At 64.1% G+C, this 24,427-nt stretch carries 22 protein-coding genes, 1 tRNA gene and 1 other RNA gene; 7 read left to right on the top strand and 17 right to left on the bottom strand.

Annotated elements, in window-relative coordinates:
- Positions 1–85: 85 nt before the first annotated feature.
- On the bottom strand, positions 86–2,605 hold the full coding sequence (locus GA0004734_RS04600; RefSeq protein ID WP_092931585.1) for a hypothetical protein: 2,520 nt from the start codon (positions 2,603–2,605) through the stop codon (positions 86–88).
- A 286-nt stretch (positions 2,606–2,891) separates the two neighbouring features.
- On the opposite strand from GA0004734_RS04600, the gene GA0004734_RS04605 reads away from it, so the two are divergent.
- Positions 2,892–4,274, top strand: coding sequence for a nicotinate phosphoribosyltransferase (locus GA0004734_RS04605; RefSeq protein WP_092931587.1), 1,383 nt, complete (start codon positions 2,892–2,894; stop codon positions 4,272–4,274).
- Between the two features lie 59 nt (positions 4,275–4,333).
- On the opposite strand, the gene GA0004734_RS04610 is transcribed toward GA0004734_RS04605, so the two are convergent.
- Positions 4,334–4,960 (bottom strand): ribonuclease D, encoded by a 627-nt coding sequence (locus tag GA0004734_RS04610; RefSeq protein ID WP_092935915.1) that lies wholly within the window; start codon positions 4,958–4,960, stop codon positions 4,334–4,336.
- Positions 4,961–5,141: 181 nt separating this feature from the next.
- Between GA0004734_RS04610 and GA0004734_RS04615 the strand changes: the two genes are divergently transcribed.
- Complete coding sequence (locus GA0004734_RS04615; RefSeq protein ID WP_139056233.1) at positions 5,142–5,474, top strand: hypothetical protein; 333 nt, start codon at positions 5,142–5,144, stop codon at positions 5,472–5,474.
- Positions 5,475–5,603: 129 nt separating this feature from the next.
- On the top strand, positions 5,604–6,635 hold the full coding sequence (locus tag GA0004734_RS04620; RefSeq protein WP_092931591.1) for a hydroxyacid dehydrogenase: 1,032 nt from the start codon (positions 5,604–5,606) through the stop codon (positions 6,633–6,635).
- Between the two features lie 48 nt (positions 6,636–6,683).
- Here the strand turns inward: GA0004734_RS04620 and GA0004734_RS04625 are convergent, their stop codons facing one another.
- The 6 genes from GA0004734_RS04625 to GA0004734_RS04650 form a co-directional block, all read right to left on the bottom strand.
- Complete coding sequence (locus GA0004734_RS04625; RefSeq protein ID WP_092931593.1) at positions 6,684–6,911, bottom strand: hypothetical protein; 228 nt, start codon at positions 6,909–6,911, stop codon at positions 6,684–6,686.
- A gap of 171 nt (positions 6,912–7,082) precedes the next feature.
- The gene (locus GA0004734_RS04630) at positions 7,083–7,286 is read right to left on the bottom strand and encodes a hypothetical protein (RefSeq protein WP_092931595.1); all 204 of its coding nucleotides are present in this window, start codon (positions 7,284–7,286) and stop codon (positions 7,083–7,085) included.
- Positions 7,287–7,637: 351 nt separating this feature from the next.
- Positions 7,638–7,724: transfer RNA gene (locus tag GA0004734_RS04635), tRNA-Leu, on the bottom strand.
- Between the two features lie 95 nt (positions 7,725–7,819).
- Positions 7,820–9,289 carry a phosphomannomutase gene (locus GA0004734_RS04640; RefSeq protein ID WP_092931597.1) on the bottom strand — a complete coding sequence of 490 codons (1,470 nt, stop codon included), beginning with the start codon at positions 9,287–9,289 and terminating at the stop codon, positions 7,820–7,822.
- Positions 9,290–9,420: 131 nt separating this feature from the next.
- Positions 9,421–9,846, bottom strand: coding sequence for a YqaA family protein (locus tag GA0004734_RS04645; protein ID WP_092931599.1), 426 nt, complete (start codon positions 9,844–9,846; stop codon positions 9,421–9,423).
- Complete coding sequence (locus GA0004734_RS04650; protein WP_092931601.1) at positions 9,843–10,133, bottom strand: SelT/SelW/SelH family protein; 291 nt, start codon at positions 10,131–10,133, stop codon at positions 9,843–9,845. The genes GA0004734_RS04645 and GA0004734_RS04650 overlap by 4 nt, the downstream gene beginning before the upstream one ends.
- A 251-nt stretch (positions 10,134–10,384) precedes the next feature.
- On the opposite strand from GA0004734_RS04650, the gene GA0004734_RS04655 reads away from it, so the two are divergent.
- A complete protein-coding gene (locus GA0004734_RS04655; protein ID WP_245292478.1) occupies positions 10,385–10,801 on the top strand; it encodes a DoxX family protein in 417 nt (138 codons plus the stop codon).
- 60 nt (positions 10,802–10,861) lie between these two features.
- Here GA0004734_RS04655 and infB read toward each other — a convergent pair whose 3' ends face one another.
- From infB to rimP, 4 genes are all read right to left on the bottom strand, one after another.
- Entirely contained in the window at positions 10,862–13,528 is a 2,667-nt protein-coding gene (gene infB, locus GA0004734_RS04660) for a translation initiation factor IF-2 (protein ID WP_092931605.1), read from the bottom strand.
- A gap of 106 nt (positions 13,529–13,634) precedes the next feature.
- Positions 13,635–14,363 carry an RNA-binding protein gene (locus GA0004734_RS04665; RefSeq protein ID WP_280949468.1) on the bottom strand — a complete coding sequence of 243 codons (729 nt, stop codon included), beginning with the start codon at positions 14,361–14,363 and terminating at the stop codon, positions 13,635–13,637.
- Between the two features lie 6 nt (positions 14,364–14,369).
- Complete coding sequence (gene nusA / locus GA0004734_RS04670) at positions 14,370–15,992, bottom strand: transcription termination factor NusA (protein WP_092931607.1); 1,623 nt, start codon at positions 15,990–15,992, stop codon at positions 14,370–14,372.
- Between the two features lie 82 nt (positions 15,993–16,074).
- Positions 16,075–16,710: a ribosome maturation factor RimP gene (gene rimP / locus GA0004734_RS04675; protein ID WP_092931609.1), complete on the bottom strand. Its 636-nt coding sequence runs from the start codon at positions 16,708–16,710 to the stop codon at positions 16,075–16,077.
- A 304-nt stretch (positions 16,711–17,014) separates the two neighbouring features.
- On the opposite strand from rimP, the gene GA0004734_RS04680 reads away from it, so the two are divergent.
- Positions 17,015–18,646: an MFS transporter gene (locus tag GA0004734_RS04680; protein WP_245292341.1), complete on the top strand. Its 1,632-nt coding sequence runs from the start codon at positions 17,015–17,017 to the stop codon at positions 18,644–18,646.
- A gap of 10 nt (positions 18,647–18,656) precedes the next feature.
- On the opposite strand, the gene GA0004734_RS04685 is transcribed toward GA0004734_RS04680, so the two are convergent.
- Together GA0004734_RS04685 and recR are read right to left on the bottom strand one after the other, a co-directional pair.
- Positions 18,657–19,910: a lytic murein transglycosylase gene (locus GA0004734_RS04685; RefSeq protein ID WP_092931613.1), complete on the bottom strand. Its 1,254-nt coding sequence runs from the start codon at positions 19,908–19,910 to the stop codon at positions 18,657–18,659.
- A gap of 1 nt (position 19,911) precedes the next feature.
- On the bottom strand, positions 19,912–20,517 hold the full coding sequence (recR, locus tag GA0004734_RS04690; RefSeq protein ID WP_092931615.1) for a recombination mediator RecR: 606 nt from the start codon (positions 20,515–20,517) through the stop codon (positions 19,912–19,914).
- Between the two features lie 90 nt (positions 20,518–20,607).
- Here recR and GA0004734_RS04695 point away from each other — a divergent pair, with 90 nt between their 5' ends.
- Positions 20,608–21,228 (top strand): MOSC domain-containing protein, encoded by a 621-nt coding sequence (locus tag GA0004734_RS04695; RefSeq protein WP_092931617.1) that lies wholly within the window; start codon positions 20,608–20,610, stop codon positions 21,226–21,228.
- 85 nt (positions 21,229–21,313) lie between these two features.
- Positions 21,314–21,868 (top strand): hypothetical protein, encoded by a 555-nt coding sequence (locus tag GA0004734_RS04700; RefSeq protein ID WP_092931619.1) that lies wholly within the window; start codon positions 21,314–21,316, stop codon positions 21,866–21,868.
- On the opposite strand, the gene GA0004734_RS04705 is transcribed toward GA0004734_RS04700, so the two are convergent.
- The 3 genes from GA0004734_RS04705 to ffs form a co-directional block, all read right to left on the bottom strand.
- Positions 21,865–22,188, bottom strand: a complete 324-nt coding sequence (locus GA0004734_RS04705; protein ID WP_092931621.1) for a YbaB/EbfC family nucleoid-associated protein — start codon at positions 22,186–22,188, stop codon at positions 21,865–21,867. The two genes, GA0004734_RS04700 and GA0004734_RS04705, sit on opposite strands and share 4 nt — an antisense overlap.
- 23 nt (positions 22,189–22,211) lie before the next feature.
- Entirely contained in the window at positions 22,212–24,134 is a 1,923-nt protein-coding gene (locus tag GA0004734_RS04710) for a DNA polymerase III subunit gamma/tau (protein WP_092931623.1), read from the bottom strand.
- 117 nt (positions 24,135–24,251) lie between these two features.
- Positions 24,252–24,348, bottom strand: an RNA gene (gene ffs / locus GA0004734_RS04715) — signal recognition particle sRNA small type.
- Between the last annotated feature and the right edge of the window lie 79 nt (positions 24,349–24,427).

Below are 24,427 nucleotides of genomic sequence, written 5' to 3' on the forward strand. Positions count from 1 at the left end.
CCGCGGCGAGATATCGCCGCGGGCTTTTTGCATGTGATTCTAACCAGCGCGTGATTCCAACCGGCGCGGACCTCGTATCCCTAGGTCAGGCAAGGTCCGAAAGGCGCTGGTAGAGATCGTAGGCGTCATGACGTTCGCCATCCTCGTCGCTAGCCGGTTCGGCAGGAGACGCCTCGTCATGCTTTGAGGACGAGCCGGAACCGCGTCGCCCGCTTTCGTCCTCGCCTCCGGAAAGTTCGGCCTCGTTCTCGCGGCGCTGGCGACGGGGCTCTTCCTCCTCGACGTCAACGCTGCCGGAATCGGTGACGGGGAGATAAGGGGCGAACGCATAGCCGATCGCTTCGCGGGCGATGATGGCCTCCATTCCCCGTGGCAGAAGCGATGCAGGGATCGCATCCTCCACCGGCACGTGGGGAACGCGTGCCTGCGCGGGGCGATCCTCGTCGATCACCGTCAGAAGGTCGGATTCGACGCTGCGGCTTCCAGGCGGGCGCGGACTGGCGGCATCCTGCTGATTGTCCGGGAGGCGATGGGCGTCCGATGGCGAAGGCGCCTCGGAGCTTTCACCAAGGCTGCCGGACAGCATGTAGAACAGCGTTTCCCATTCATCGAGTTGACCGATCGTATTCGCAACCTCGTGTACACCCGTCGTGATCAGGGCGATCTCTACCTTGGGCGCGAGATGATCGAGACCGGGAGCAATGGAGTCGGTCGAACTCTGCGGGCTCCGGTTCCGATCCGCGTCGAGGGATGCAGCGGGATGACGTAGGCGTTGGCCATCGCGCTCCGGCAAAGCGGAGGGCTTCGGACTGTCTTCGACGGGTGGCGACGGTACAGGTGACGCACCCTGCTGTTGAACGCGTCCTGCCGGCAGGTCGGACGCCATCGGGCGAGCCCGAAACGTGATCGTCTCCTCGATCCGGCGAAGTCCTGGCAAAAGGGTCTCGCCGTCCGCCGGTTGCGGCGCAAGGCGGCTTGCGGTCGTGGCGGAAGCGGGCACCGTGGTTCCGGCAGCTTCGCCAGTTCGCACCGGGGGTGGCGCAGCCGGCGCAGTCTGGGTCGTCTGTAGCGGTGTTGCGCCGCCTGCGGTGTGGTGTGGCTCGGAGAATGCCTGCGAGGCAGACGCGGGAAGGGAAGGATCGGGCCGCCCGGAAGACAGCTGCGGTTGGACCTGAGGAGACCCGACGGCTTGCGTCGGGTTCGGATGACCGGACGCATGGGAGGGCGGTTCGGCGATGTGTTGTGCCGCCGCACGTGCTTGCTGAAGTGACGTTGCCGGTAAGGTTGACGCCGCTATCGATTGAGTGATCGAGACGTCGGCTTGGGATATCCAGCGTTGAGCGGCCATGTGCTGGCCGGTTACGGCTTCATCCGGTTTGAGGGGAGCACTGACATCCTCAGCCCGTATCGGCATCTGTTGGCCGGTGCTGGCAGCCGTGACGCCAGATGTCGCAAGAACGGTCACTTTATGCTCGGAAGTCACATCGCCTGTTGCGGATGTGGCGGGCAATAAGGCGCTGGATTTCACAGGGTGTAGCTGGTCGCCCGTCGCTGGCTTCAGGCCTGCCGCCGTTGCGACAACAGCCATGGGTGCGCGACGCTCCGGTGCGAGATGAGCCGGCCGCTCAGGCATATCCTCGGGCATTGCGAAGCTTCTCGAAGGCGCGTCGGCTGCCTCATCCTGAGCGATATCCGGCGCGCCGGGTTCGCCCGTCTCGATCCCCGACGTCGGCACATCCATGTCGGTCAGGTGCTCTCCGACCGGGGGATGATCCGTGATGAGGTCGAGCAGGGCATCGCCTTCGTGTCCCCTGGCGATGGCCACGGCCTGCGCGAGCGCCTGTGCGTCGGAGGCGAGGAAGGCCGCCGCCTCGCGCAAGGCCGGCACGGGTTCGTCTGCGGTCTGCAAAAGATTGCCGACCGGATTTGACGCATCCGCTGTGGGGTTTGTCTGAGGGGCAGGGGCAGGGGCAGGGGCAGGGGCGTCGGGCGCCTGCAACGTCGTCTCGGGAGAGAAGGCCTGCCCCAGCGCCTGCTGCAGATGCGGCGCACCGGGTGCCACGCCGGGCGCCTGCGAGAAGGCCATGCGGGTCGGAAGCGGCGCCTGGATGGTCGGCTGACGGAAGACGGGCTGGTTATCTTCGTCCGGAAAGAGCGCGGAGACGGGATCGGGATGCCAGAAACCGTCGCGCGTGAGCGGCAGGTCGATCCGCAGATCGAGCGTCAGCGCCGGCCGCAGCGTTTCCACCAGCATCTTCAGGGCCGCGAGCAGCGGCTGCTGGTTGAGCTGCTTTTCGAGCAGCGCGCGGGCAGCGGTCGACAGAACGTCCATATGAGCGGCCAGCCGGCGCGTGAAGTCGCGCAGGCTCTCCTGCGGCTGCGGCGGAAAATCGACGATCCGGGCCAGGGCTTCGGTCAGGCGCGCCAGTGCGACCCGCGTTGCCGGATCGGCATTCGCCATGTCGCGCAGCACGATCTCGATAACGTGGAGGATCGCATCGAACCGCTTCGTTGCCGCTGACGGCAGCGCATGCCGGTCCTTTGCCGTACCGCCATCGGTCAACGCTGCGGCGGCACTCCGGGAAATGGCGGCCGATGTCTGCATGGCAGTCTCCGTCCATAATCCGGCCACGGCCGGGTGCAGTTGCTGAAAAGCGACGCAGGGAACGGGTGTGCCCTGCCGGCCGGCGGGTTCAGGTGCGGCAGAAGTGCCAGCGTCATGATGTCGATGGGCGCGTCATGCGCATACCCGACAGGATACACCTGGAGGCAGCATGTGCCGGGAAAAGAGCCGGCTTGGCATGAATGTCTCCAGATTAGCGCAACATGGTTACGATATCGTTACCGGACTGCGGTTGACATGCCGCGCGATGGACGGAAGGCCGAACGCCATGAACTGGGCAAATCTCATCCTCAACATCGATAGCTACAAGCTCAGCCATTTCTTGCAATATCCGCCGGAAACAGCCGCGATTTCCTCCTACGTCGAAACGCGCGGCGGAAGCGATCTCATCGACGTGGTGTTCTTCGGTCTCCAGATCTTTCTGAAGGATGTGCTGAGCCGCCCGGTGACCATGAGCGACGTTGCCGAGGCCGAGGAGGTGGCGAAGGCGCACGGCCTGCCGTTCGACCGTGCCGGCTGGACGCATATCGTCAACGCGCATGGCGGCTACCTGCCGCTGAGGATCGAGGCGCTGCCGGAGGGCACGCTGACGCGCCGGGGCGTACCGCTGGTTCAGGTCGTCAACACGGACCCTGCCTGCTGGTGGCTGACATCGCATATCGAGACGGCGCTGCTGCGCGCCGTCTGGTATCCCTCATCGGTGGCCAGCAATGTCCGCAAGGTGAAGCTGGCGCTGCGCGACGCGCTGGAGCGCACGGCCGATGAGCCCGAACTGCTGCTGCCATCGCGCCTGCTCGATTACGGCGCCCGCGGCGTCGGCGCCTTCGAGCAGGCCGGCATCGGCGGTGCCGCCCATCTCGTCCACTTCACGGGCACGGATACGCTGTCCGGCGTCCTCACGGCACGCCGCTGCTACGGCGCAGCCATGGCCGGGCGCTCCATGCCCGCCTCCGAGCACTCGACCATGACCGCCTGGGGCGGCGACCGCGAAGCGGATGCCTATGCCAACATGGTCTCCCGCTTCGCGCCCTCCGGCGCCTTTGCCGTGGTGTCCGACAGCTACGACATCAATCAGGCGGTTTCCTTCATCTGGGGCAAGCAGCTGCGCGACACGGTCAAGGCCGCTGGCGCCACCGTCTATATCCGCCCCGATAGCGGCGACCCGATCGAAACGCCGGTGCAGGTGGTGCAGCAGCTCGACTACCGCTTCGGCGCCACCCAGAACCGCAAGGGGTTCAAGGTTCTCGACCGTTGCGTCCGGGTGATCCAGGGCGACGGCATTACGCTCGCCGACATGAACCAGATCCTGAACCGGCTGGAGGCGTTCGGCTACTCGGCGGAGAACATGACCTTCGCCATGGGCGGCGGCCTCCTCCAGAAGGTCAACCGCGATACCTATGCCTTTGCCATGAAGGCAAATGCGCGACAGGACACGAGCGGCCGCTGGCACGATGTGTGGAAGCGCCCGGCCACGATGAACGTCAAGGCTTCGAAAGCCGGTCGCCAGGCCGTCGTTTCCGGAATGGCAGGCCTCGAGGCCGTGCGGCTCGATGCGCTGGCCGGCCGCGAAAACCACCTGCGGCCCGTCTGGCAGGACGGCCGCCTGCTGAAGGACTGGTCGTTCGAGGAGGTCCGTGCACAGGCACGGTGACATCAAGCCATCGCCGCGCCGGGCGACGGGCATGCCGTCGTAGACGTGACGACACCCGGTCAGCTATGCGCGAAAATATCCGTGTCATTCCAGCCGAGCAGGTCGAGTTTCGCGCGGGTGGGCAGAAAGGCAAAACATGCTTCCGCGTGGTCGATCCGCCCGTCGCGTATCAACCGCTGGTTCAGCGTGTCGCGTAGCGCATGCAGGTGCAGCACGTCGGAGGCGGCATAGTCCAGCTGCGCCGGTGTCAGAATGGGTGCTGCCCAGTCGGACGACTGCTGCTGCTTGGAGATGTCGATCTCCAGCATTTCCTTCAGATTGTCCTTCAGACCGTGGCGATCCGTATAGGTGCGCGAGAGGCGCGAGGCGATCTTCGTACAGAACACCGGCGTCGTGGTGACACCGAAGGTGTGGAAGAGCACGGCGATATCGAACCGACCGTAATGGAAGATCTTCTGCCGCGCGGGATCGGCGAGCATTCTCACGAGATTGGGCGCCGACGTCTGCCCTGCCGCGATCTGCACGATATCGGCCGTCCCGTCGCCCGGCGAAAGCTGCACGAGGCAGAGACGATCGCGACGCGGCACAAGGCCGAGCGTCTCGGTATCGACCGCGATCGCGCCATTGTAGCGGGCTGCGTCTTTGGCGGCGATATCACCTTCGTGAAACCGTATTGTATTCGGCATGAAATTCCCCACATCATCATCCTGCCCGATGGGCAGGCTGCCGGCCATATCGACGGTCAGGGCTGTCACGAGCGTGTTGCCCTCGACCGGTGGACAGCGCAGGCGGTATAACGCGGAACCGCCTTCGATGCGATAGCGTTCGCTCAAAGGCCATATGATGGGCGAAGGTGGGGCGTGAGCCATGGGACGAACGAGCATGCGAAACTGGTCGATCCTCCTTGTCGGCATCCTGGCAGCACTGGGCGAGATGACGATTCCGGCTGCTGCACAGCCGCAACAGCCGGTCGCGACGTTCGACAGCCTGCCCGGCGTCGTGCCACTGGATCCGATCGGCACCACCAGCAGTCTGCGCTGCGAACAGGCCCTCATCGACCGCGCGCAGGGCAATATCCTGCCCAATCGTGGGCCGCGCTACCACACGGTCAATGTCTGCAGCCGCGACGGCGGCCCCGAATTCGTCTCTCCCCGCCTACCGCCCTCGAATTACCGGCAGCTTCGCGGTTTCAATTATTGACGTAACCTTCGGATGTCCTGCACGCGTTCCCTCTGGTACTGAGGACCGTCTCCAATCGCGAGAGGTTGGAGCAGAGGGCCATGTCTCCGCTCTGTGGGATAGGGCTGGAAGGATGCGGGAGGAATGCGAATGTCCGAAAACGAAAAGCCGCTGGTGATCAGCGCGCCCGAGCCGCGAACGCTCGATCTGATTTTCACGCCGGAAGCCTTCGGGGTTTTGCACGACCGATACCGGGTCGTGGAGGTGGAGGCCGATACGATCGCAAGCCTGGATGGCGATCTTCTGGGGACGGCGCGCTACGTGCTCGGCCAGCCGCCGCTTGATTCCGCGACGCTTGCACGCATGCCGGAACTGCGCTGCGTCCTCAACGTGGAAAGCAACCTGATCAACAACATGCCCTATGATGTGCTGTTCGAGCGCGGCATTCATGTTGTCACCACCGGGCAGGTGTTTGCCGAGCCGGTCGCGGAAATGGGCCTCGCCATGGCACTCGGGATCGCGCGCGGGCTTGTCGATGCCGATCTCGACTTCCGCCAGGGGCGTGAACTTTGGGGTGGAGACGGCAACCAGACGGCAAGGCTCTTGAGTGGCTCCAACGTCGGCATCATCGGCTTCGGTGATCTCGGCAAGGCGCTGAACCGCGTTCTCACCGGCTTCCGGACGGTCACGCGCGTGTTCGACCCTTGGCTGCCCGCTTCGATCCTGAAGGACAATGGCGTCATTCCGGCGGATCTCGACACCGTGCTGTCCGAGAGCGATTTTATCTTCGTCGTGGCGGCCGTGACCAGCGAGAACCAGAATTTCCTTGATGCGCAGGCATTTGCAAAGATGAAGAAGGGCGCAGCCTTCATTCTGCTGAGCCGCGCCAACGTGGTGGATTTCGACGATCTGATGGCCGCCGTCGAGGCGGGCCACATCGTCGCTGCCAGCGACGTCTTCCCGGAAGAGCCGCTAGCGCTCGACCACAAGGTCCGCAGCCTGCCCGGTTTTCTGCGGTCCGCACACAGGGCAGGGGCGCTCGACAGCGCGTTCAAGAAGATGGGCGACATGGTGCTGGAGGATATGGACCTGATGGATCGCGGACTGCCGCCCATGCGCTGCAAGCGCGCGGAACGCGAGACCGTGTCGCGCATGCGCTCCAAGCCTGTCACCAATAACTAAAGGCGTGTCGCCCGAAACTGGACCGCGGCTTCGGGAGCTTGGCATGCTTTAAGGAGATGCGGGGATCGGTCCCTCGGGATTGATCCTGCGCATTGCTTCCAGTAGCGCCGACTCGCTCCTATGGCCTGTCTTGTAAAGAGCGAGCAGCACGGTCGCGACATCGCGGCCGTCCGCACTGTCGATGGGCGCACCGATTTCCTGACACCAGAGATCGAGCGCCCGATAGACGACATCAATCTCCGTTTGCCCGAGCGCCATATCCGATAGAAACGACATGAAGGCTCCCTTCCGCTGCAGGAGGGCGGACTATAGCATGCGTCATGCCGGTCTCGACATCGCTAGATCTCGTGCATGTCGCGCAAAACTAGGCCGCGATGTTGCGATAACGACATGAAGAGAAACAAAAACGGAAAGCGTGCCAAGCGAATCTGAAAGATCGCGACGCGCTTACGAGGCAGCCTCCGCCCGCACGGATGCGGCGGACGCCTCCATCAGCGATGCGGCGATCGCCATGGCCAAAAGTTTGCCCTTCGCGCGAACCGTCCCCGTATTCGCATCGCGTGCCGACACGGCAAGGTCCATGCCTTCCCGCATCAGGATCTGCTGCGCCCGCAGCACGGCCCAATTTTCAACGTTATCGTTCTTCCCCATCACGACACCCCCTTCGCTTGATCATAAGCTCGACGCGTTCCCTCCGAGGTGCAAAACGGATGCGCCGCGAATCATGGAAACATGTTCAAGAAGATGCGAAATATCACTCCCTGAGAAGCGTGACTTCTGCACGATGAAAAGTAAGGGTTTTGTGGCAGCAGTTCGGAAGCGGCGTTCCAAGGACCTTTTGGCCGTCGGTGCAGACCGGAGGCGCTCTCTCAGGCCGACGTCTCCGGATGACCTCGATGCACCCCAGAACATCGATCGCTCAAGGAAGGACTGTCGCCGACAGTATCCCCGAACGCCAAAAGCCCTGCGTGAGCAGGGCTTTATGGGTAGTCCTTGGGAATTTGGTGCCCAGAAGAGGACTCGAACCTCCACACCCTTTCGGGTACCAGCACCTGAAGCTGGCGCGTCTACCAATTCCGCCATCTGGGCGACGAGCGGGGATGTAAAAGGCCGGGCGTCCGGTGTCAACAGCGATTTTGAAGATTTCACGACACCTTAGGCAAGTTGTTGTTTTTGGTAACGTTTCATTCTGCCGCCTTGCCGGTGTCTCCAGCATGTCCGATGCTGTCGGCTTCGGCCCATGAGCGAATTCGGATAAGGCCGGCTGCCAGCAGAGCAAGAGCCTTCGTCTCCGTCTCCGCTTCGACGTAGCAGCGCATTTCCGGGGCATTGCCCGAGGGGCGGAGGTGGACGATGCTATCGTCTGCCAGCGTGATCCTGTGGCCGTCGATATCGCTGACGGACACCGGTATGCCGAGCGGCTTCAGAAAGGCCGCGAGCGCTGTAGGGCTGCTCCGGAGATGCGCCATCAAGCCCTGGCTCGTTTCCACCGGAAACCGCTCCAGACGGTCGCTGAGGGCGATCGGGAGGTTGTAACCATTCACGATGGCGGAAAGCGACTGGCGACGCTGAGCGGCCTGATGAAGGACCGCCAGCACCGGCAGAAAGCAGTCGCGTGTCGGAAGCGGTGCGAGCGTGGTGCCGTTCACCGTCACCGCGCTCCCCGTAAGCGTTCCCCCATTCGCCTCGAAGCCGACCACGCGCTCATGTCCGGCCGCTGCCGCTTCCACCATGCCGGCGATGACGAAGGGGGAGCCGACGCGGGTCCGAAGGATGTCCGTCGTGCCTCGCCGCTCCAGTCCGGAATTCGATGTTACCGGTGTCACGGCGATGGTTGCCCCGAGGAATTCGGCCGCGATGAGGCCGAGAAGATCCCCCCGGACCGGTTCTCCGGCTTCGTTGCTGACGAGCGGCCGGTCGCCGTCGCCGTCGGCAGAAACGATCGCGTCGAGGCGGTATTCGCCGGCCCAGCCGCGCAGAGCCGTGATGGTGTCCGGAGCGACCGCTTCGGTATCCACCGGAATGAAGGTTTCCGAGCGCCCGAGCGGCACCACGTCCGCCCCGTAATGCACGAGCACGTCGACAAAGAGATCGCGTGCAACCGTCGAGTGCTGGTAGACGCCGATCCTCAGGCCGGAGAGCGCGTGACCCGGCAGAAGGCTCACATTGCGGGCCATGAAGAGATCGCGCACCGTCGCCTCGATCGTCGGCACCTCGGCAGGTGTCGCGTCGATCGTGGTCTGTCCGGCACGCAGCGCATCCGCCGCCTCCGTGATCGCCTGTTCGTCGGCCTTGCCGATCTCGCCATCCGGGCGATAGAATTTGATGCCGTTGCGGTCGGCGGGGATATGCGACCCCGTGACCATCAGGGCCGCGGAACGGGTGGCCAGCGCATGCAGCGCAAGTGCCGGCGTTGGCACGGTGCCGCAGTCGAGAACGGTCAAGCCGGCCCGCAGAAGGGCACCTGCGGCGATCGCGGAGATAGCCGGGCTGGAGGGCCGAAAATCCCGGGCGATGAGGACGGTATCGCCGGGCTTTGCCTGACCGGTGGAAAGAAGATAGTGCGCAAAGGCCGTGGCATAGAGCGCGGCAGCCGGACCTTCGAGATCGATGGCAAGGCCACGAAGCCCGCTTGTTCCGAATTTCAGGCTCATGTCGCGTCTCTCCTGCGGCTTATCGTGTCTCGATGCGATGCTGATAGCAGGAATATCGCAAACCCATGACGCATCATAGGCATGGGAGCATTGCGCAGCAGAGAAATGGAAAGGCTGTTACCGAGGCCGTCTTATCCGAATACCCAGACCAGCACAGCATAGCGCGCAGCTTTGCCGATGGTGACGTAGACCAGAAACGGCAGCCACGGCATGCGCAGCAGGCCGGCTGCCAGCGTCAGGGGGTCGCCGATGACGGGCACCCAGGAGAGAAGCAGGACCGGTTGCCCGTACTTGCGGAAGGTAGCCTCTGCCCGGCCGCGACCCTTCGGCGAGACGGGGAACCAGCGGCGCCCTTCGAACCGCAGGAAAAAGCGCCCGAGGACGAAGTTGACGACGGCGCCGAGCACATTGCCGACCGTGGCGACGAGGAAGACGAAGCCGCGCGGCAGGCTCGGATCCTGAAGGGCTGCGATGACAGCCGCTTCCGACAGGCCGAAGAGAAGCGTGGCGGACAGGAAGGCGGCAGCGAAGACGCCGGAGAGGGCTGCAAGGCTCAAGAGGCAGGCCGATCGGTATGTCCGAGATCGCGCTCGGGCGCGATGATGTCGCGCACGCGCTGCTTCAGCTCCTTAGGCCCGGGGAAACCGCCATCACGCTTGCGCTCCCAGATCAGTATGTCATTAACGCGGATCTCGAAATTGCCACCTGTTGCGGGGATCAGCGCGACTTCGCCGAGCGCGTCCGGGAAGGTCTGCAGCAACTCCTGCGCCATCCAGCCGGAGCGCAGAAGCCAGTTGCACTGCGTGCAATAGAGAATGCTGACACGGGGTTTTTCCTGGCTCATGACCCTGCTCCTTCGGCGTGACGGTTGCGGATGAGGCTTACTGCATTCTCGATGGCGCCGAAACGGTTTGCACGCCGTCTGCCGTATTTCCCATGTGATCTTTCACGCAAATGTTAACTGGCAGGCTCATGTTTCTCGAGGGAGCCGTCTTGCGGCGGCGGGTAACTGCGGGAAGACGGGGAGGGAAATTCTTTTGCCCCGAACCCAGGAGCCATTCCCAGGACCGATATCGTTACCAGCCGGCGCGGCCGATCTTCCCCGCCCTCCAGCGCCTCTACCGCCCCTTTGATACGATGGTGGAGACCGTCCTGCGGGTCGTCGCCGGTGCCCTTCTCGTCACCCACGGCTTCGGCAAGATCACCAATCCCTTCGGCGCCGTCGGCATGGTCGAAAGCCTTGGCTTCTACCCCGGCGTCTTCTGGTCGCCGCTGCTGGCCGCCACCGAATTCTTCGGGGGCATTCTCGTTGCCATCGGCCTGTTCACGCGGCCTGCGGCATTCGCCTCTATGATTGTGCTTCTGGTCACCATCTATTTCCATGGCATCGTCAAGGCCGAGGGGCTGGCCGGTGCGGAGACGTCGATCCTTTGGGCGGCGATCTTCCTCTCCTTTGCCGTGCGCGGCTCCAACGCCCAGTCGGTCGATGCGAAGCTCGGTCGACAGATCTGAGCGGAAACACAAAAATGGCGGCCGAAGCCGCCATTTTCAAATCTATGATCCACTGTCGCCTTACAGCGTGCGGGTGATGTGCTCCACGCGGAAGCACTCGATCGTATCGCCGGAACGGATGTCTTCGTAGTTCTCGAAGGCCATACCGCATTCCTGACCGACCGGCACTTCGGAGACTTCGTCCTTGAAGCGCTTGAGGGTCTTGAGCTTGCCTTCGTGGATGACGACGTTGTCGCGCAGCAGGCGGACGCCCGCACCACGCTCGACCTTGCCTTCGACCACGCGGCAACCCGCAACCTTGCCGGTCTTGGTGATGTTGAACACTTCCAGGATTTCGGCATTGCCGAGGAAGGTTTCGCGACGCTCTGGCGAGAGCAGGCCCGACATCGCTGCCTTCACGTCATCCACCAGGTCGTAGATGATGTTGTAGTAGCGGATCTCGATGCCCGAACGCTCGGACGCCTGGCGTGCCTGCACGTTGGCACGAACGTTGAAGCCGATGATCGCCGCATCCGACGATTCCGCCAGCGCGATATCGGACTCGGTGATCGCACCGGCCCCCGAATGAACGATGCGGGCACGAACTTCGTCGGTGCCCAGACGATCGAGCGCGCCGATGATGGCTTCGACTGAACCCTGCACGTCGCCCTTGATGACCAGCGGGAACTCCTTGAACCCGGTGTTCTGCAGCTTGCTCATCATCTGTTCGAGCGAACCGCGCTGGCCGGACTGGCGGGCAACCGCCTTGTCGCGCGTCAGGCGCTGGCGATATTCGGAGATCTCGCGGGCGCGGCCTTCGTTCTCGACCACGGCGAAGCGATCGCCGGCAGCCGGCGTTCCCGACAGGCCGAGAACTTCGACCGGGGTCGCCGGGCCGGCTTCCTTGACATGGTCGCCCTTGTCGGTGACGAGCGCGCGCACGCGGCCCCACTGGTCGCCGGCAACGATGATCTGGCCGGGCTTCAGCGTGCCCTTCTGGACGAGGACGGTCGCAACCGAGCCACGACCGCGGTCGAGCTGGGCTTCGATGACGATACCTTCGGCCGTCCGGCTCGGATCGGCCTTGAGGTCGAGGATTTCGGCCTGCAGCAGGATCGCCTCGAGCAACTTGTCGAGATTGAGCTTGTTCTTGGCCGACACTTCGACGTCGAGAACTTCACCGCCGAGCGATTCCACGAACACTTCGTGCTGCAACAGCTGCTGGCGCACCTTCTCCGGGTTGGCTTCGTGCTTGTCGATCTTGTTGATCGCAACGATGATCGGAACGTTGGCAGCCTTTGCATGGCTGATCGACTCGATCGTCTGCGGCATGACGCTGTCGTCGGCCGCAACCACCAGGATTGCAATGTCGGTTGCCTGCGCACCACGGGCACGCATGGCCGTGAAGGCGGCGTGGCCGGGCGTGTCGATAAAGGTGATCTTCTGGCCGTTCTTCTCGACCTGATAGGCACCGATGTGCTGTGTGATGCCGCCGGCTTCGCCCGAGACGACGCTCGTCTGGCGGATGGCGTCGAGCAGCGAGGTCTTGCCGTGGTCGACATGGCCCATGATGGTCACGACCGGAGGACGCGACACCATTTCGCCGGCATCGTCGGCCTGATTGAAGATGCCTTCTTCAACGTCGGATTCCGATACGCGCTTGACCGTGTGGCCGAATTCGGCAGCGATGATCTCGGCCAGGTCGGCGTCGATGACATCGCCGGGCTTCATCATCTGGCCGTCCTTCATCAGGTACTTGATGACGTCGACGGCGCGTTCGGACATGCGCTGCGACAGTTCCTGAATGGTGATGGTTTCCGGCAGAACGACTTCGCGCATGACCTTTTCGCGCGTTTCCTGCATCTGGCTGCGGCGGAACTTCTCCTGGCGGCGGCGCATGGCGGCGAGCGAGCGGCCACGGGCATTCCCATCGTCGTCAAGGGCTGCCGTCAGCGTCAGCTTGCCCTTGCGGCGCTCTTCTTCTGTCTTCGGACGCGCCGGAGCCTTGGCAGGCTCGGGGCGAACCGGCTTGCCGCGAACCGGCACGGCGCCCGGACGGGCAGGGCGCGTTTCCTCGGCTTCATTGGTGCGGCGCGTGCGCACGCCATTCGCGTCCGTCGTGATGACGGGGGCGGGGCGTTCGACCACAGGGGGAGCAGCAGCTGCTGCGGCGGCGGCGGCCTTTTCGGCCTCGGCAGCAGCGGCGAGCGCGACCTTCTCGGCTTCGCGTTCGGCAGCCGGACGGGCAGCCTCTTCCGCCGCGCGGCGTGCGGCTTCCTCAGCTTCGCGCTTCAGGCGTTCGGCTTCTTCGATCTTGCGCTTCTCTTCAGCGATGACGCGTGCCTTGGCTTCCTCGGCATCGCGGATCTGCGCTTCGGCAAGCGCGCGGCGGCGCGCGTCGATTTCACCGGCCGACAGCTGGTTCAGAACGACGCCGGTGCGCGGACGCGCCGGATCGGGCCGCGGAGCCTGAGGCTGCGGGCGAACCGTGGTCTGCTGCATGGGGCGGGTTTCCGGCGGGCGCGGCTGCGGCGCACGCACGGGAGCCGCAGCCGAGGCGATCGGTGCGACCGGCTTCTCGTCTTCGGGCCGGGTGGGGCGGCGTTTGCGGGTTTCGACCACGACAGCCTTCGTGCGGCCGCGGCCCATGTCCTGGCGGACTGTGCCCTGGCTCACGCCGGAGGGGCGCAGCGTCAGAGTCTTCTTGCCGGCTCCGCTCAGGGTCTTGTCGTCGTTGTTATCGGTCATTCCGTTCCGTTCCTAAGATCGAAGCCGGATGCGTATCACCAGACCCCGTCGTTCGATTGTCGTCTTACCGTATTGCGGTCGTCACGGCCGTGGCCGGTGTCCCGCGTCATAATGTCGGCTGGGAAGCGTCGCCGAAGGCACGGGGGGACATTTCGCCCCGGTATCTTTCCAGCATGTTTGCGCGCTTCACTACACCCTCACCCGCCTGCCCTGCAAGCGCTGCGGCATGGATAAAAGAATTACTTCCAAGCAACGTATCCAATTCCTCTCCGGTGAAGAAGCGGAAGGTGGGTATCTGCTCGCCGTCGTCGGCGACAAAGCTCATGGCCTTGCGCGCCTGGTCTATTTTCCGCACACCGTCGGGTGCGGCCGTCGAAGCGTGGAACGTGGCGATGGCCGCCATTCCGCGAACCGCCTGTTCCACCTTCGAAGCCCCGGTGATGAACTGCGCGGCCTTGCGCGCCATGTTCATCATGCCGATCAGCTGGTGGACGAGAAGCCTGTCGACCTCGTCCAGAAGCTCGGGGCCGGGCTTGGCCTCCGCCGTCTTCAGCGCCCGCGCAAAAAGCTTGCGCTTGATCGCCTTCTCCAGAACCGCGCGTTCGGCGGTGACCCAGCAGCCGCGTCCCGGCAACTGGCGTTTCAGGTCTGCAACCACCCGGCCGTCCGGCCCGGCAACGAAGCGGATCAGGCCGTCATCGACTGATGCGCTCATGCGGGTTACGATGCACATGCGCCCGTTCAGCGGCAAGTCGTCATCATCCCCGTGCGGCACGAGATCGGGGACGTTCGCATCGTCTGGTGCCATGTCTGGCTGGTTGGTCACGGAATTCATGAGAGATCAGGACGCGGCTTCCGCCTCGTCCTCCTCGCTCGCTTCCACTATTTGGAGTGCCTCGGTCTCACGTGCAAGGTCTTCTTCCGTAATCCAGCCCGCAGCCAAGCGTGCCTGAAGGATCATGGTTTCCGCTTCCGTGCGCGAAACTTCCAGCTTGGAGAACAGGCCCTCGAAACGCTTGGTCTCGCCGTCCTTGCGCTCCGACCAGCCGACGAGGTCGTCGGCGGCGCAGCCTGCGAAGTCTTCCATCGTCTTGATGCCGTCCTGGCCGAGCGCCACCATCATCTGCCCGGTCATACCGTTGATCGTGCGCAGTTCGTCAGCAACGCCGAGCGCCTTGCGCTTTTCGTCCATCTCGGCTTCGAGCTTGTCCAGATATTCGCGGGCGCGGGTCTGGATCTCGCTTGCGGTCTCCTCGTCGAAGCCCTCGATAGAGGCGATTTCGTCAAGCTCTGCATAGGCGAGTTCCTCGACCTGCGCGAAGCCTTCGGAGGCCAGAACCTGACCGACCATCTCGTCCACGTCGAGCGATTCCATGAAGAGGTTGGTGCGCTCGTTGAATTCCTTCTGGCGGCGCTCGGACTCTTCGGCTTCCGTCATGATGTCGATGTCCCAGCCGGTCAGCTGCGACGCGAGACGGACGTTCTGGCCGCGACGGCCGATGGCGAGCGACAGCTGCTCGTCAGGCACGACGACTTCGATACGCTCTGCGTCCTCATCGAGAACGACCTTGGACACTTCGGCCGGCTGCAGGGCGTTGACGATGAAGGATGCCGGATCCTGGCTCCACGGAATGATGTCGATCTTCTCGCCCTGAAGCTCGCCGACAACGGCCTGAACGCGGCTGCCGCGCATGCCGACGCAGGCGCCGACTGGATCGATCGACGAATCGTTGGAGATCACGGCGATCTTGGCGCGCGAACCCGGATCGCGGGCGACCGAGCGGATCTGGATGATGCCGTCGTAGATTTCGGGCACTTCCATGGTGAAGAGCTTGACCATGAACTGCGGATGCGTCCGCGACAGGAAGATCTGCGGACCGCGCTGTTCGCGGCGCACGTCGTAGACATAGGAGCGGACGCGGTCGCCGTAGCGCATGTTTTCGCGCGGGATCATCTCGTCGCGGCGGATGATGCCTTCGCCGCGGCCGAGGTCCACGATGACGTTGCCGTATTCGACACGCTTGACCGTGCCGTTGACGATCTCGCCGATGCGATCCTTATATTCGTCGAACTGGCGGTCACGCTCGGCTTCGCGAACCTTTTGGACGATGACCTGCTTGGCGGACTGTGCGGCGATACGGCCGAAATCCATCGGCGGCAGCGGATCGGCAATGAAGTCGCCGAGCTTGGCGTCCGGGTTGCGGTCGCGCGCCAGTTCCAGCGGGATCTGCGTGCCGTAGTCTTCGGCAACCTCGACCACTTCCAGGAGACGCTGCAGGCGGATCTCGCCGGTCTTGGAATTGATGTCGGCGCGGATGTTGCTTTCCGAGCCGTAGCGTGAGCGCGCCGCCTTCTGGATCGCGTCGGCCATGGCGGCCAGCACGATTTCGCGGTCGATCACCTTTTCGCGCGCGACGGCATCCGCGATCTGCAGAAGTTCGAGCCGGTTAGCACTGACTGCCATGGGGTAGGTCTCCGTAGGTCGAATAGTCCGGGTGGTGCCTCTCAGGCCACGCTCCAGAGGAGAAGCGCCGGCCGGGCGCGTGTCATTCCTGCGAAGGGGTCTCGTCGTCGCCGTCGAGCTCTTCGAAATTCTCGTTTGCCGCCTCGCGTGCGGCCTTGGCCTTCTTGTCGGCCGTCAGTGCATCGCGGATCAGCTCGTCCGTCAGGATCAGCTTGGCTTCGGCCAGCGCCGAGAACGGCACGACCACCGTCGGCGCCTCCTCCGGACCCGGCTGGTCGCGCTCGATGGTGAACCCGTCCGCGTCCGCACCCAGAATGACGCCGCGGAAGCGCTTGCGGTTCTCCACCAGAACCGAGGTCTCGCACTTGACGAGATGGCCGATCCATCGGACGAAGTCGCCCTTGCGCACCATCGGCCGGTCGATACCCGGCGAAGACACTTCGAGATGATACGCCTTGCCGATCGGATCGTCCACGTCGAGCACCGGCGAGATCGCCGAGGAAACCGCTTCGCAGTCTTCGACCGTCATCGTGCCGTCGGTCCGCTCGGCCATGATCTGCAGCGTCGCACCGTTCTGGGCCGAAAGCCGCACGCGCACCAGCTGGTAGCCCATGGGCATCAACACAGGCTCGATGATGTCGGCAACGCGGCGATCGATCCCGGTCTCGGTGATCAGGCGCGGTTCCTGCTGGATGTCTGCGGTGTCGATGTCGGACAAGCGATGTCTCCCGTCATGCATGTTCTGTCATGATGGTAATAAAAAAGAGCGGGTCCTGACGGGCCCACTCTTCATCAACCGATCAAGAATTTGAGCGTCATATACGCCGCATCGGCCGCAATTGCAAGCGCCGCGCCGATGGGTACTCCACGGCGAATTTCGCGTATCGCAGCGGGTTGTCACACGGGACGACCGGGCTACATTGCACTCGAGGACCTTAGACAGCCTGACGATGCTTTTCCCGCGTTGCGGTCATTCCGCCGTTTGGTGCGCGAGGGCTGCGTGCGTGAAGAAGGAGACGGCCTTGCCAGATCGAATATCGCCCTTGGCACCCTTCCGTCACGACACCTTCCGCATCATCTGGATCGCAAGCCTTGCCTCCAACTTCGGTGGCCTCATCCAGTCCGTCGGTGCGGCATGGATGATGACCTCGATTTCCACTTCGGTGAATATGGTCGCGCTGGTGCAGGCTTCGGTGACGCTGCCGATCATGCTGTTTTCGCTGATCTCCGGCGCGCTGGCCGACAGTTTCGACCGGCGGCGGATCATGCTGATCGCGCAGTTCTTCATGCTTACCGTGTCCGCGCTGCTGACGGCGTTTGCCTGGTTCGGGCTGATCACGCCCTGGCTGCTCCTGATGTTCACCTTTCTCATCGGCTGTGGAACGGCGCTGAACAATCCGGCCTGGCAGGCCTCCGTCGGCGACATGGTTCCGCGCGAGGATCTGCCGGGCGCCGTGTCGCTGAACAGCATGGGCTTCAACATGACGCGCAGCGTCGGCCCGGCCATCGGCGGCGTCATCGTCGCGGCGGCCGGTGCGGCGGCGGCTTTTGCCGTAAACACGCTCACCTATTTCGCGCTCATTACCGCTTTGCTGCGGTGGAAGCGGACACCGGCGCTGAACGCCCTGCCGCGCGAGCCGCTGGCGCGCGCGGTCGGCGCCGGCCTGCGCTATGTCGCGATGTCACCGAACATTCTGAAGGTCATGCTGCGGGGCTTTCTCTTCGGCCTTTCCGCTAGCGCCATCCTCGCGCTTCTGCCGCTCGTCGCCCGCGATCTCGTGGCCGGCGGACCCCTGACCTACGGCGTCCTGCTTGGCGCCTTCGGCATCGGCGCGATCGGCGGTGCGCTCCTGAGCGCTCGCCTGCGCGAGCGTCTGGCCGGCGAAGCCGTCGTGCGGATCGCCTTTATCGGTTTTGCCCTGTCGGCCGTCCTGGCGGCCGTCAGCCGCTCCGAGATCCTGACCGGCCTTGCCATGCTGATGTCGGGGGCGGGCTGGGTTCTGGCGCTGTCGCTGTTCAACACCACGGTGCAGCTGTCCACGCCGCGCTGGGTGGTTGCCCGCGCCCTCTCGCTCTACCAGACAACCACGTTCGGCGGCATGGCGCTGGGCAGCTGGGTCTGGGGTTTGGCCGCGGAGGACTACGGTCCCTCGACGGCCCTCGTTGCCTCCGCGGTCGTCATGCTGGTCGGGGCGGCCGTCGGGCTGCGCTTCGCCCTGCCGGAGTTCAAGGCGCTCAACCTCGATCCTCTCGGCAGTTTCACCGAGCCGATGCTGAAGCTCGATCTGAAGCCGAGAAGCGGGCCGATCGTCGTGATGATCGATTACGAGATCGATCCCGCCGATGTCGAGGCGTTCCTGTCGATCATGACCGAACGTCGTCGCGTCCGCATCCGCGATGGTGCCGGCCAGTGGACGCTGATGCGCGATCTGGAGCGGCCGGAAATCTGGACGGAGACCTATCACGTGCCGACATGGGTCGAGTACGTCCGCCACAACCAGCGGCGTACCCAGGACGACGCGGCGATCCACGAACAGCTCCGCGCGCTCCACCGCGGCGAAAACGCGCCCTATGTGCACCGGATGATCGAGCGCCAGACCATCCTGCCGCACGAATACGAGCAGTTCAAACGGCAGGTCGATATCGGCCACTGAGCTTTGTGATCTACCGCAGTTTTGCTTTCAGCCCCGCATCCGGAAAACACGTCGCAGCAAGGCCGTTCTTCTCCTGCCACTGCCCGAGCGAGCGTCGGGTCTTGTAACCGGCGAGACCGTCGGCCTTGCCGATATCGTAGCCCTGCGCCTCCAGCCGCTTCTGCATGGCCAGCACGTCCGAGCGCAGCATCTTGCCGACATCGCCCCAGCTGCCCTGGAAGGACCCGCCATTCGCGCCGATCCGGTCGGCGAGATTGCCGATGAAGAGGGCGTAGAGGTCGGAATTGTTGTATTCCTTGATCACGTAGAAATTCGGCGTCACCAGGAATTCCGGCCCGTGGCGCCCGGCCGGCACCAGCATCATGCCGCTGGCCTTCGCCTCGCTACGCGGAAACGCTTTGCCCGAAATGCGGGTGATGCCGGTCGCGGCCCATTGACCGAGTGGCTTTGCAAGGTCCGGCCCTTCCTGCGCGCAGGAAACATTCTGCGGGATCGACACCTCGAAGCCCCAGTCACGGCCGCGCTGCCAGCCCTTTTCCGACAGATAGTGCGCGATGGAGCCGAGCACGTCCGGCACGGAATTCCAGATGTCGCGCCGCCCGTCGCCGTCGAAATCCACGGCATAGGAGAGGAAGCTCGATGGCAGGAACTGCGGCTGGCCCATGGCGCCTGCCCAGGAGCCGCGCATGTCGGCCTCATCGACGTCGCCGCTTTCAAGGATGTGCAGGGCGGAGATCAGTTCGCGGGTGAAAAGCTCGCCACGGGTCGACATGAAGGCCTTCGTCGCGAGCACATCGAGAACCGGATGCGGGATCTTCGCCCGGCCAAAACCGGATTCGCGGCCCCAGATCGCCATCACGATCGGCCCGGGTACGCCATAGGTCTTCTCGATCCGCCGGAGCGTGGCGGCATGGGCCGAGGCGAGGCTCCGGCCGGTCGCAGCAAGACCTTGAAGGCGCTTTTCGGAGAAGTAGGCGCCGGGGGATGCAAATTCCGCCTGGCTCTGCTTCTGCTCGCCCTGCGGCTTGGAGCCCGGTGGCACGAGGTCCGGCAGGTCCCAGTCGAGCTTCACGTCCGCGAAGGCCTTGTCGAACGCGTTCTTGGAGATACCGCCCTTTTGCGCCTGCGGCCAGAGATCGGTCTGGAGCCAGCGGCGGAACTGCGCTTCGGTTTCCGCCTTCGACGCGGCAAACGCGGGAAGGGCGGCGGAAGTGCAGAGGAGAGCCGCGAGGCCCAGGCGGCGGAAATGTTTCAGGAATGTCATGTCAGATTGCCGTTCTCGCTCGCAAGGCTGCGGTCAGTGTACCGTCGTCTAGATAGTCGAGCTCGCCTCCGACGGGAACGCCATGGGCAAGCCGGGTGATGCGAACGTCCAGCCCGTCGAGCTGGTCGGTGATGTAATGCGCCGTGGTCTGGCCCTCGACGGTGGCATTGACGGCGATGATCAGCTCGCGCACCTCGCCCTTGACGACGCGATCGACAAGGCCGCGAATGTTGAGATCGTCAGGCCCGACGCCATCGAGCGGCGAGAGCGTACCGCCCAGCACATGGTAGGCCGTGTTCATCGCCCCCGTTCGCTCCAGCGCCCAGAGGTCGGCCACGTCTTCCACCACGATGATGCAGCTGTGGTCGCGCCGTTCGTCGGTGCAGACACTGCACGGGTCGCTCGTATCCACATTGCCGCAGCAGGAGCAGATCCTGACCTTCCGGTGCGCCTCTACCATCGCATCGGCGAGCGGGCCGAGCAGCTGGTCCTTCTTCTTGACGAGGTGCAGCGCGGCCCTGCGCGCCGAGCGCGGCCCGAGGCCCGGCACCTTTGCCAGAAGCTGGATGAGTTTTTCGATTTCGGGGCCGGTGACTCGCTTTGCCATGAGGCGCGTTCTATCCCATATGTCGTCGGAGTGAAAAGGCTTTGCATCGAACGGCGATGATCCGCGATGGCGGAGGAAAAGAGGTGGACCATGAAGATCGACGCCGTCTGCATTGGCCATGCCACCGTCATCGAAGGCAAGACCGCGAAGACCGGCATCCTCAAGCATCCGCAGGGCGGTGCCGTCATCGTCGATGCCGCGGGGCTTGCCGGCGATGCGGTCTGCAATCGGAAACATCATGGCGGACCGGATCAGGCCGTCTACGGTCTCGGCTCTCTGGATCTGGCGGCATGGGCGGACGAACTCGGCTACGGGATCGAGCCCGGCCTGTTCGGCGAAAACCTCGTCATTTCAGAGATCGATAGCCGGACAATCGCGGTCGGCGACCGCTTTGAGACGGACGGCGTGACTTTGGAGGTCACCTCGACCCGCATCCCCTGCTCAACACTGTCGCTGCGGCTGAACGATCCGAGTTTCGCCCGAAGGTTCCGTGCCGTGGCCCGGCCCGGCTTCTACTGCCGCGTGCTGCGGCCGGGCATGCTCAGCGTGGGCGATGCCGTCACCTATCGGGCGTTCCAAGGCCCCAGGATCACGATGCCGGACATGCTCGGCGCTTCGGTCAAGAACCTGTCGGACGAGGACCGTGCCCGCTACCGTGCGGCCCCGATCAGCGAGCGCGTCCGCGCGCAGCTGGATGGCTTCGCGCCTTAACCATTTCTTAAGGATCCGCTTCGCAGGCGCGTTCCTCTCGGCTATGTCGTCGGCATGCCCACGGGGCTGGCGATGGAGAGATGCGATGGCTTGGGCAGACAGGATCAGACGGCAGGCCGGATGTCTCGCGCTCCTTCTTCTCGTCGCCATACCCGCAAGCCATAGCCTCGCCAAGACCTGCACGCCATCCGGCAGCGAAGCGTCGCGGCTTCAGCGCCAGATCGCATCCAACATGGCCATGGCGCGCAATCACGTCTGCACCATAGAAAGCAGCGGCTTTGCGTGCCGGGAAATCGCCGGTCGTATCGCGCAGGCACGCGCCGAACTTGCCGCCTTGCCGTCCGCGTGCAAGCCCGTCATCCGCACTGTGCGTGAAGAGAGCAAGCCGAAACCGAAACGTGTCGTCCGGAAGCCGATCAAGACCGCGACCGAAGCCGTAGCCGTAGCCGTGCTGCCGGCCATGACGGTGGTGGCCCCCGAGACGATACCGGCAATCGAGCCGACGGTTGTCGCGGTCCTTGAAAGCGAGCCGACGACTGGGCTTTTCATGAATGTCAGCCTGCGCGGCACGAAGACGGATATTCCAAGATTTCCGCGCAAGGTGCGCATGGTCGGCCCGGCATTTCTGCCGGAGCCTTAGAACGGCAGCTTCATTCCGGGCGGGATCGGCAGGCCGGCGGTCAGTTCGCGGGTCTTTTCTGCTGTGATCGCCTCGGCCTTGTCCTTACCGTCCTTATGCGCGGCAACGATGAGATCCTCGAGGATCTCGACATCGTCTTCCTTGAAGAGGGAGGGGTCGATCTTGATGCTCCTCAGAGCACCCTTGCCATCCAGCCGGACAGTGACGAGGCCGCCGCCGGAGGTGCCGTCCACTTCGAGAAGGGCGATTTCCTCCTGAAGCTTCTCCATCTTGGCCTGCATTTCCTTGACCTTGCCCATCATACCCATGATGTCGCGCATCGTCCGTCTCCTCTGCTGATCAGTTAATGTTCGATATCGTCGCCGGGAAGGATGTCGCCCTCTTCGGACTCGGCCACGGCAGCGACCTCGGGCGTCTCGTCCAGCTCGATCTCCGAAACCTTGATGCGGACATCGACCATTTTCGATCCGGGAAAGCGGGCGAGGATGGCGGCGACATCCGGGTCCTGCCGCGCATCGTTGAAGCGCTGCTCTTTCGCTGCGGCTTCCGTCTCTACCATGGTCGGCTGGCCCGGCTCCCGGCTGACGGTCACCATCCAGCGGATGCCGGTCCATTCCTCCAGTTTCCGCTGCAGGTCCGTCACCAGCGTCTTCGGCGCATCGTCCGGGATGTTCAACTCCAGCCGGCCCGGTTCGAGCCGCACCAGCCGCACGAAATTGCGCACCAGCGTCTTCAGGAGAATGTCCCGGTTTTTCTGGCAGAGATCGACGATATCGGCGACGGAGCGCAGCGGCACGACCGGTGCGGCCGGTTCCGGTTCCGGCTTTATATCAGCCTGTCCGCCTTCCTGCGCCGTGGGAAGTTCGGCTTCCGGCACGGCGCGCAGCATGGCCGCGCCATTGGCCGTCATCCGCGAGGGCATGACCGGTTCGCCGGCGCGCGCCTGGATGCTGCTCTGGCCCTGCGACGACACGGACGAGGTCGTGCCATTGCCACCGCCAGTGCCGCCACCATTGCCAGGTGCAGCCCCGCGCGGCGCTGGACGACCGGCATCGCTGCCCGACATCTCCAGGAGCCGGCGCGCGGCGTCTTCCGGAGACGGGAGATGGGCTGCATGCGTCAGCCGGATCAGCACCATTTCAGCCGCGCCCGCCGGGCGGGCGGCGTTCTCCGTCTCCGGTATGCCCTTCAACAGCATCTGCCAGATCCGCGACAGGGTGGAGACGGCGACGGCTGCGGAGAATTCCGCGCCGCGCACCCGCTCGACCTCGCTCAGCGACTGGTCGTTGGCGGCTTCCGCCGAAAATTTCAGCTTGGTCACGAGATGCGTGAAATCGGCAAGATCGGTCAGCACGACCGCCGGGCTGGCGCCGGCCTCGTATTGCCAGGAAAACTCCTCGAGCGCCGCCTTCACGTCTCCGCGCACGACATGGCCGAAAAGATCGACGATACGGGCGCGATCGGCAAGGCCGAGCATGCTGCGCACCGCGTCGGCATCCACGATGCCGCCGCCATGGGCGATGGCCTGGTCGAGCAGCGACAGGCCGTCGCGGGCCGAGCCTTCGGCGGCGCGCGCGATCATCGCCAGCGCTTCGGCCTGTGCGGTGATGCCTTCCTTGCCGAGGATGGTGGAGAACAGGCCGACCAGATCTGTCGCCGCGATCCGCCGCAGATCGAACCGCTGGCACCGCGACAGAACGGTGATCGGGACCTTGCGGATTTCGGTCGTCGCAAAGATGAACTTCACATGCTCCGGCGGCTCTTCGAGCGTCTTCAAGAGCCCGTTGAAGGCTTGCGTCGAGAGCATGTGCACTTCGTCGATGATATAGACTTTGTAGCGGGCGGATACGGGCCGGTAACGCACCTGCTCGATGATCTCCCTGATATCGTCAATGCCGGTGTGGGACGCGGCGTCCATCTCGATCACATCGACATGCCGGCCTTCCATGATCGCCTGGCAGTGCTCGCCGGGCGTGCGAAGATCGATCGTCGGCTTGTCGATCTCGTCGGTCTTGTAGTTCAGGGCACGCGCAAGGATACGTGCGGTGGTCGTCTTGCCGACGCCGCGTACGCCGGTCAGCATATAGGCCTGGGCGATGCGTCCCGTCTCGAAGGCATTGGTCAGCGTCCGCACCATCGGCTCTTGGCCGACCATCAGGTCGGAAAAGTCCTTCGGGCGGTACTTGCGGGCGAGCACGCGATAGGTGGCCGGCTTTTCCGTCGGGGCGGGGGCTGTATCAGGAGATGGGATGGTGATGTCGTTCATGCGCCCCGCCGCTGGTTCCGTCTGTCCGGACAGTCGGCAAGCTTTGGACGCGGCAGCGAGCTTGCGAACGGGCGGCCCTGGTCTGATGGTTCAGGATCTTTCACGAAGACCCTGAGGGTGGGAGGCTGGCACGATGACCCGTGCCGGGCTCGTTGGGGCTGCTTCCTTCCGGACCTGACCCGGTTGGCGAGTGGCTCGTCCACCACCAACCTCCCGATCTCCATATCGGCAATATCGAAACGGAATGCAAGTCGGCCCTTGGAAGAATCTGGCATCCCTGTCAGAACTCGGAC

Origin of the sequence: Rhizobium sp. 9140 (assembly GCF_900067135.1) — a bacterium.
Classification (GTDB): Bacteria; Pseudomonadota; Alphaproteobacteria; order Rhizobiales; family Rhizobiaceae; genus Ferranicluibacter.

Excerpts from the sequence above, each read along its gene's own strand:
- GA0004734_RS04630 (WP_092931595.1), bottom strand. The coding sequence starts at position 7,286 with ATGGGGAAGAACGATAACGTTGAAAATTGGGCCGTGCTGCGGGCGCAG.
- GA0004734_RS04665 (WP_280949468.1), bottom strand. The coding sequence starts at position 14,363 with ATGAATTCCGTGACCAACCAGCCAGACATGGCACCAGACGATGCGAAC.
- GA0004734_RS04705 (WP_092931621.1), bottom strand. The coding sequence starts at position 22,188 with ATGCGCGACATCATGGGTATGATGGGCAAGGTCAAGGAAATGCAGGCC.
- GA0004734_RS04700 (WP_092931619.1), top strand. The coding sequence starts at position 21,314 with ATGGCTTGGGCAGACAGGATCAGACGGCAGGCCGGATGTCTCGCGCTC.
- GA0004734_RS04685 (WP_092931613.1), bottom strand. The coding sequence starts at position 19,910 with ATGACATTCCTGAAACATTTCCGCCGCCTGGGCCTCGCGGCTCTCCTC.
- nusA (WP_092931607.1), bottom strand. The coding sequence starts at position 15,992 with ATGGCAGTCAGTGCTAACCGGCTCGAACTTCTGCAGATCGCGGATGCC.
- GA0004734_RS04650 (WP_092931601.1), bottom strand. The coding sequence starts at position 10,133 with ATGAGCCAGGAAAAACCCCGTGTCAGCATTCTCTATTGCACGCAGTGC.
- GA0004734_RS04600 (WP_092931585.1), bottom strand. The coding sequence starts at position 2,605 with ATGCAGACATCGGCCGCCATTTCCCGGAGTGCCGCCGCAGCGTTGACC.
- recR (WP_092931615.1), bottom strand. The coding sequence starts at position 20,517 with ATGGCAAAGCGAGTCACCGGCCCCGAAATCGAAAAACTCATCCAGCTT.
- GA0004734_RS04625 (WP_092931593.1), bottom strand. The coding sequence starts at position 6,911 with ATGTCGTTTCTATCGGATATGGCGCTCGGGCAAACGGAGATTGATGTC.
- GA0004734_RS04710 (WP_092931623.1), bottom strand. The coding sequence starts at position 24,134 with ATGAACGACATCACCATCCCATCTCCTGATACAGCCCCCGCCCCGACG.
- GA0004734_RS04605 (WP_092931587.1), top strand. The coding sequence starts at position 2,892 with ATGAACTGGGCAAATCTCATCCTCAACATCGATAGCTACAAGCTCAGC.
- GA0004734_RS04610 (WP_092935915.1), bottom strand. The coding sequence starts at position 4,960 with ATGCCGAATACAATACGGTTTCACGAAGGTGATATCGCCGCCAAAGAC.
- infB (WP_092931605.1), bottom strand. The coding sequence starts at position 13,528 with ATGACCGATAACAACGACGACAAGACCCTGAGCGGAGCCGGCAAGAAG.
- GA0004734_RS04615 (WP_139056233.1), top strand. The coding sequence starts at position 5,142 with ATGGGACGAACGAGCATGCGAAACTGGTCGATCCTCCTTGTCGGCATC.
- GA0004734_RS04620 (WP_092931591.1), top strand. The coding sequence starts at position 5,604 with ATGTCCGAAAACGAAAAGCCGCTGGTGATCAGCGCGCCCGAGCCGCGA.
- GA0004734_RS04695 (WP_092931617.1), top strand. The coding sequence starts at position 20,608 with ATGAAGATCGACGCCGTCTGCATTGGCCATGCCACCGTCATCGAAGGC.
- GA0004734_RS04640 (WP_092931597.1), bottom strand. The coding sequence starts at position 9,289 with ATGAGCCTGAAATTCGGAACAAGCGGGCTTCGTGGCCTTGCCATCGAT.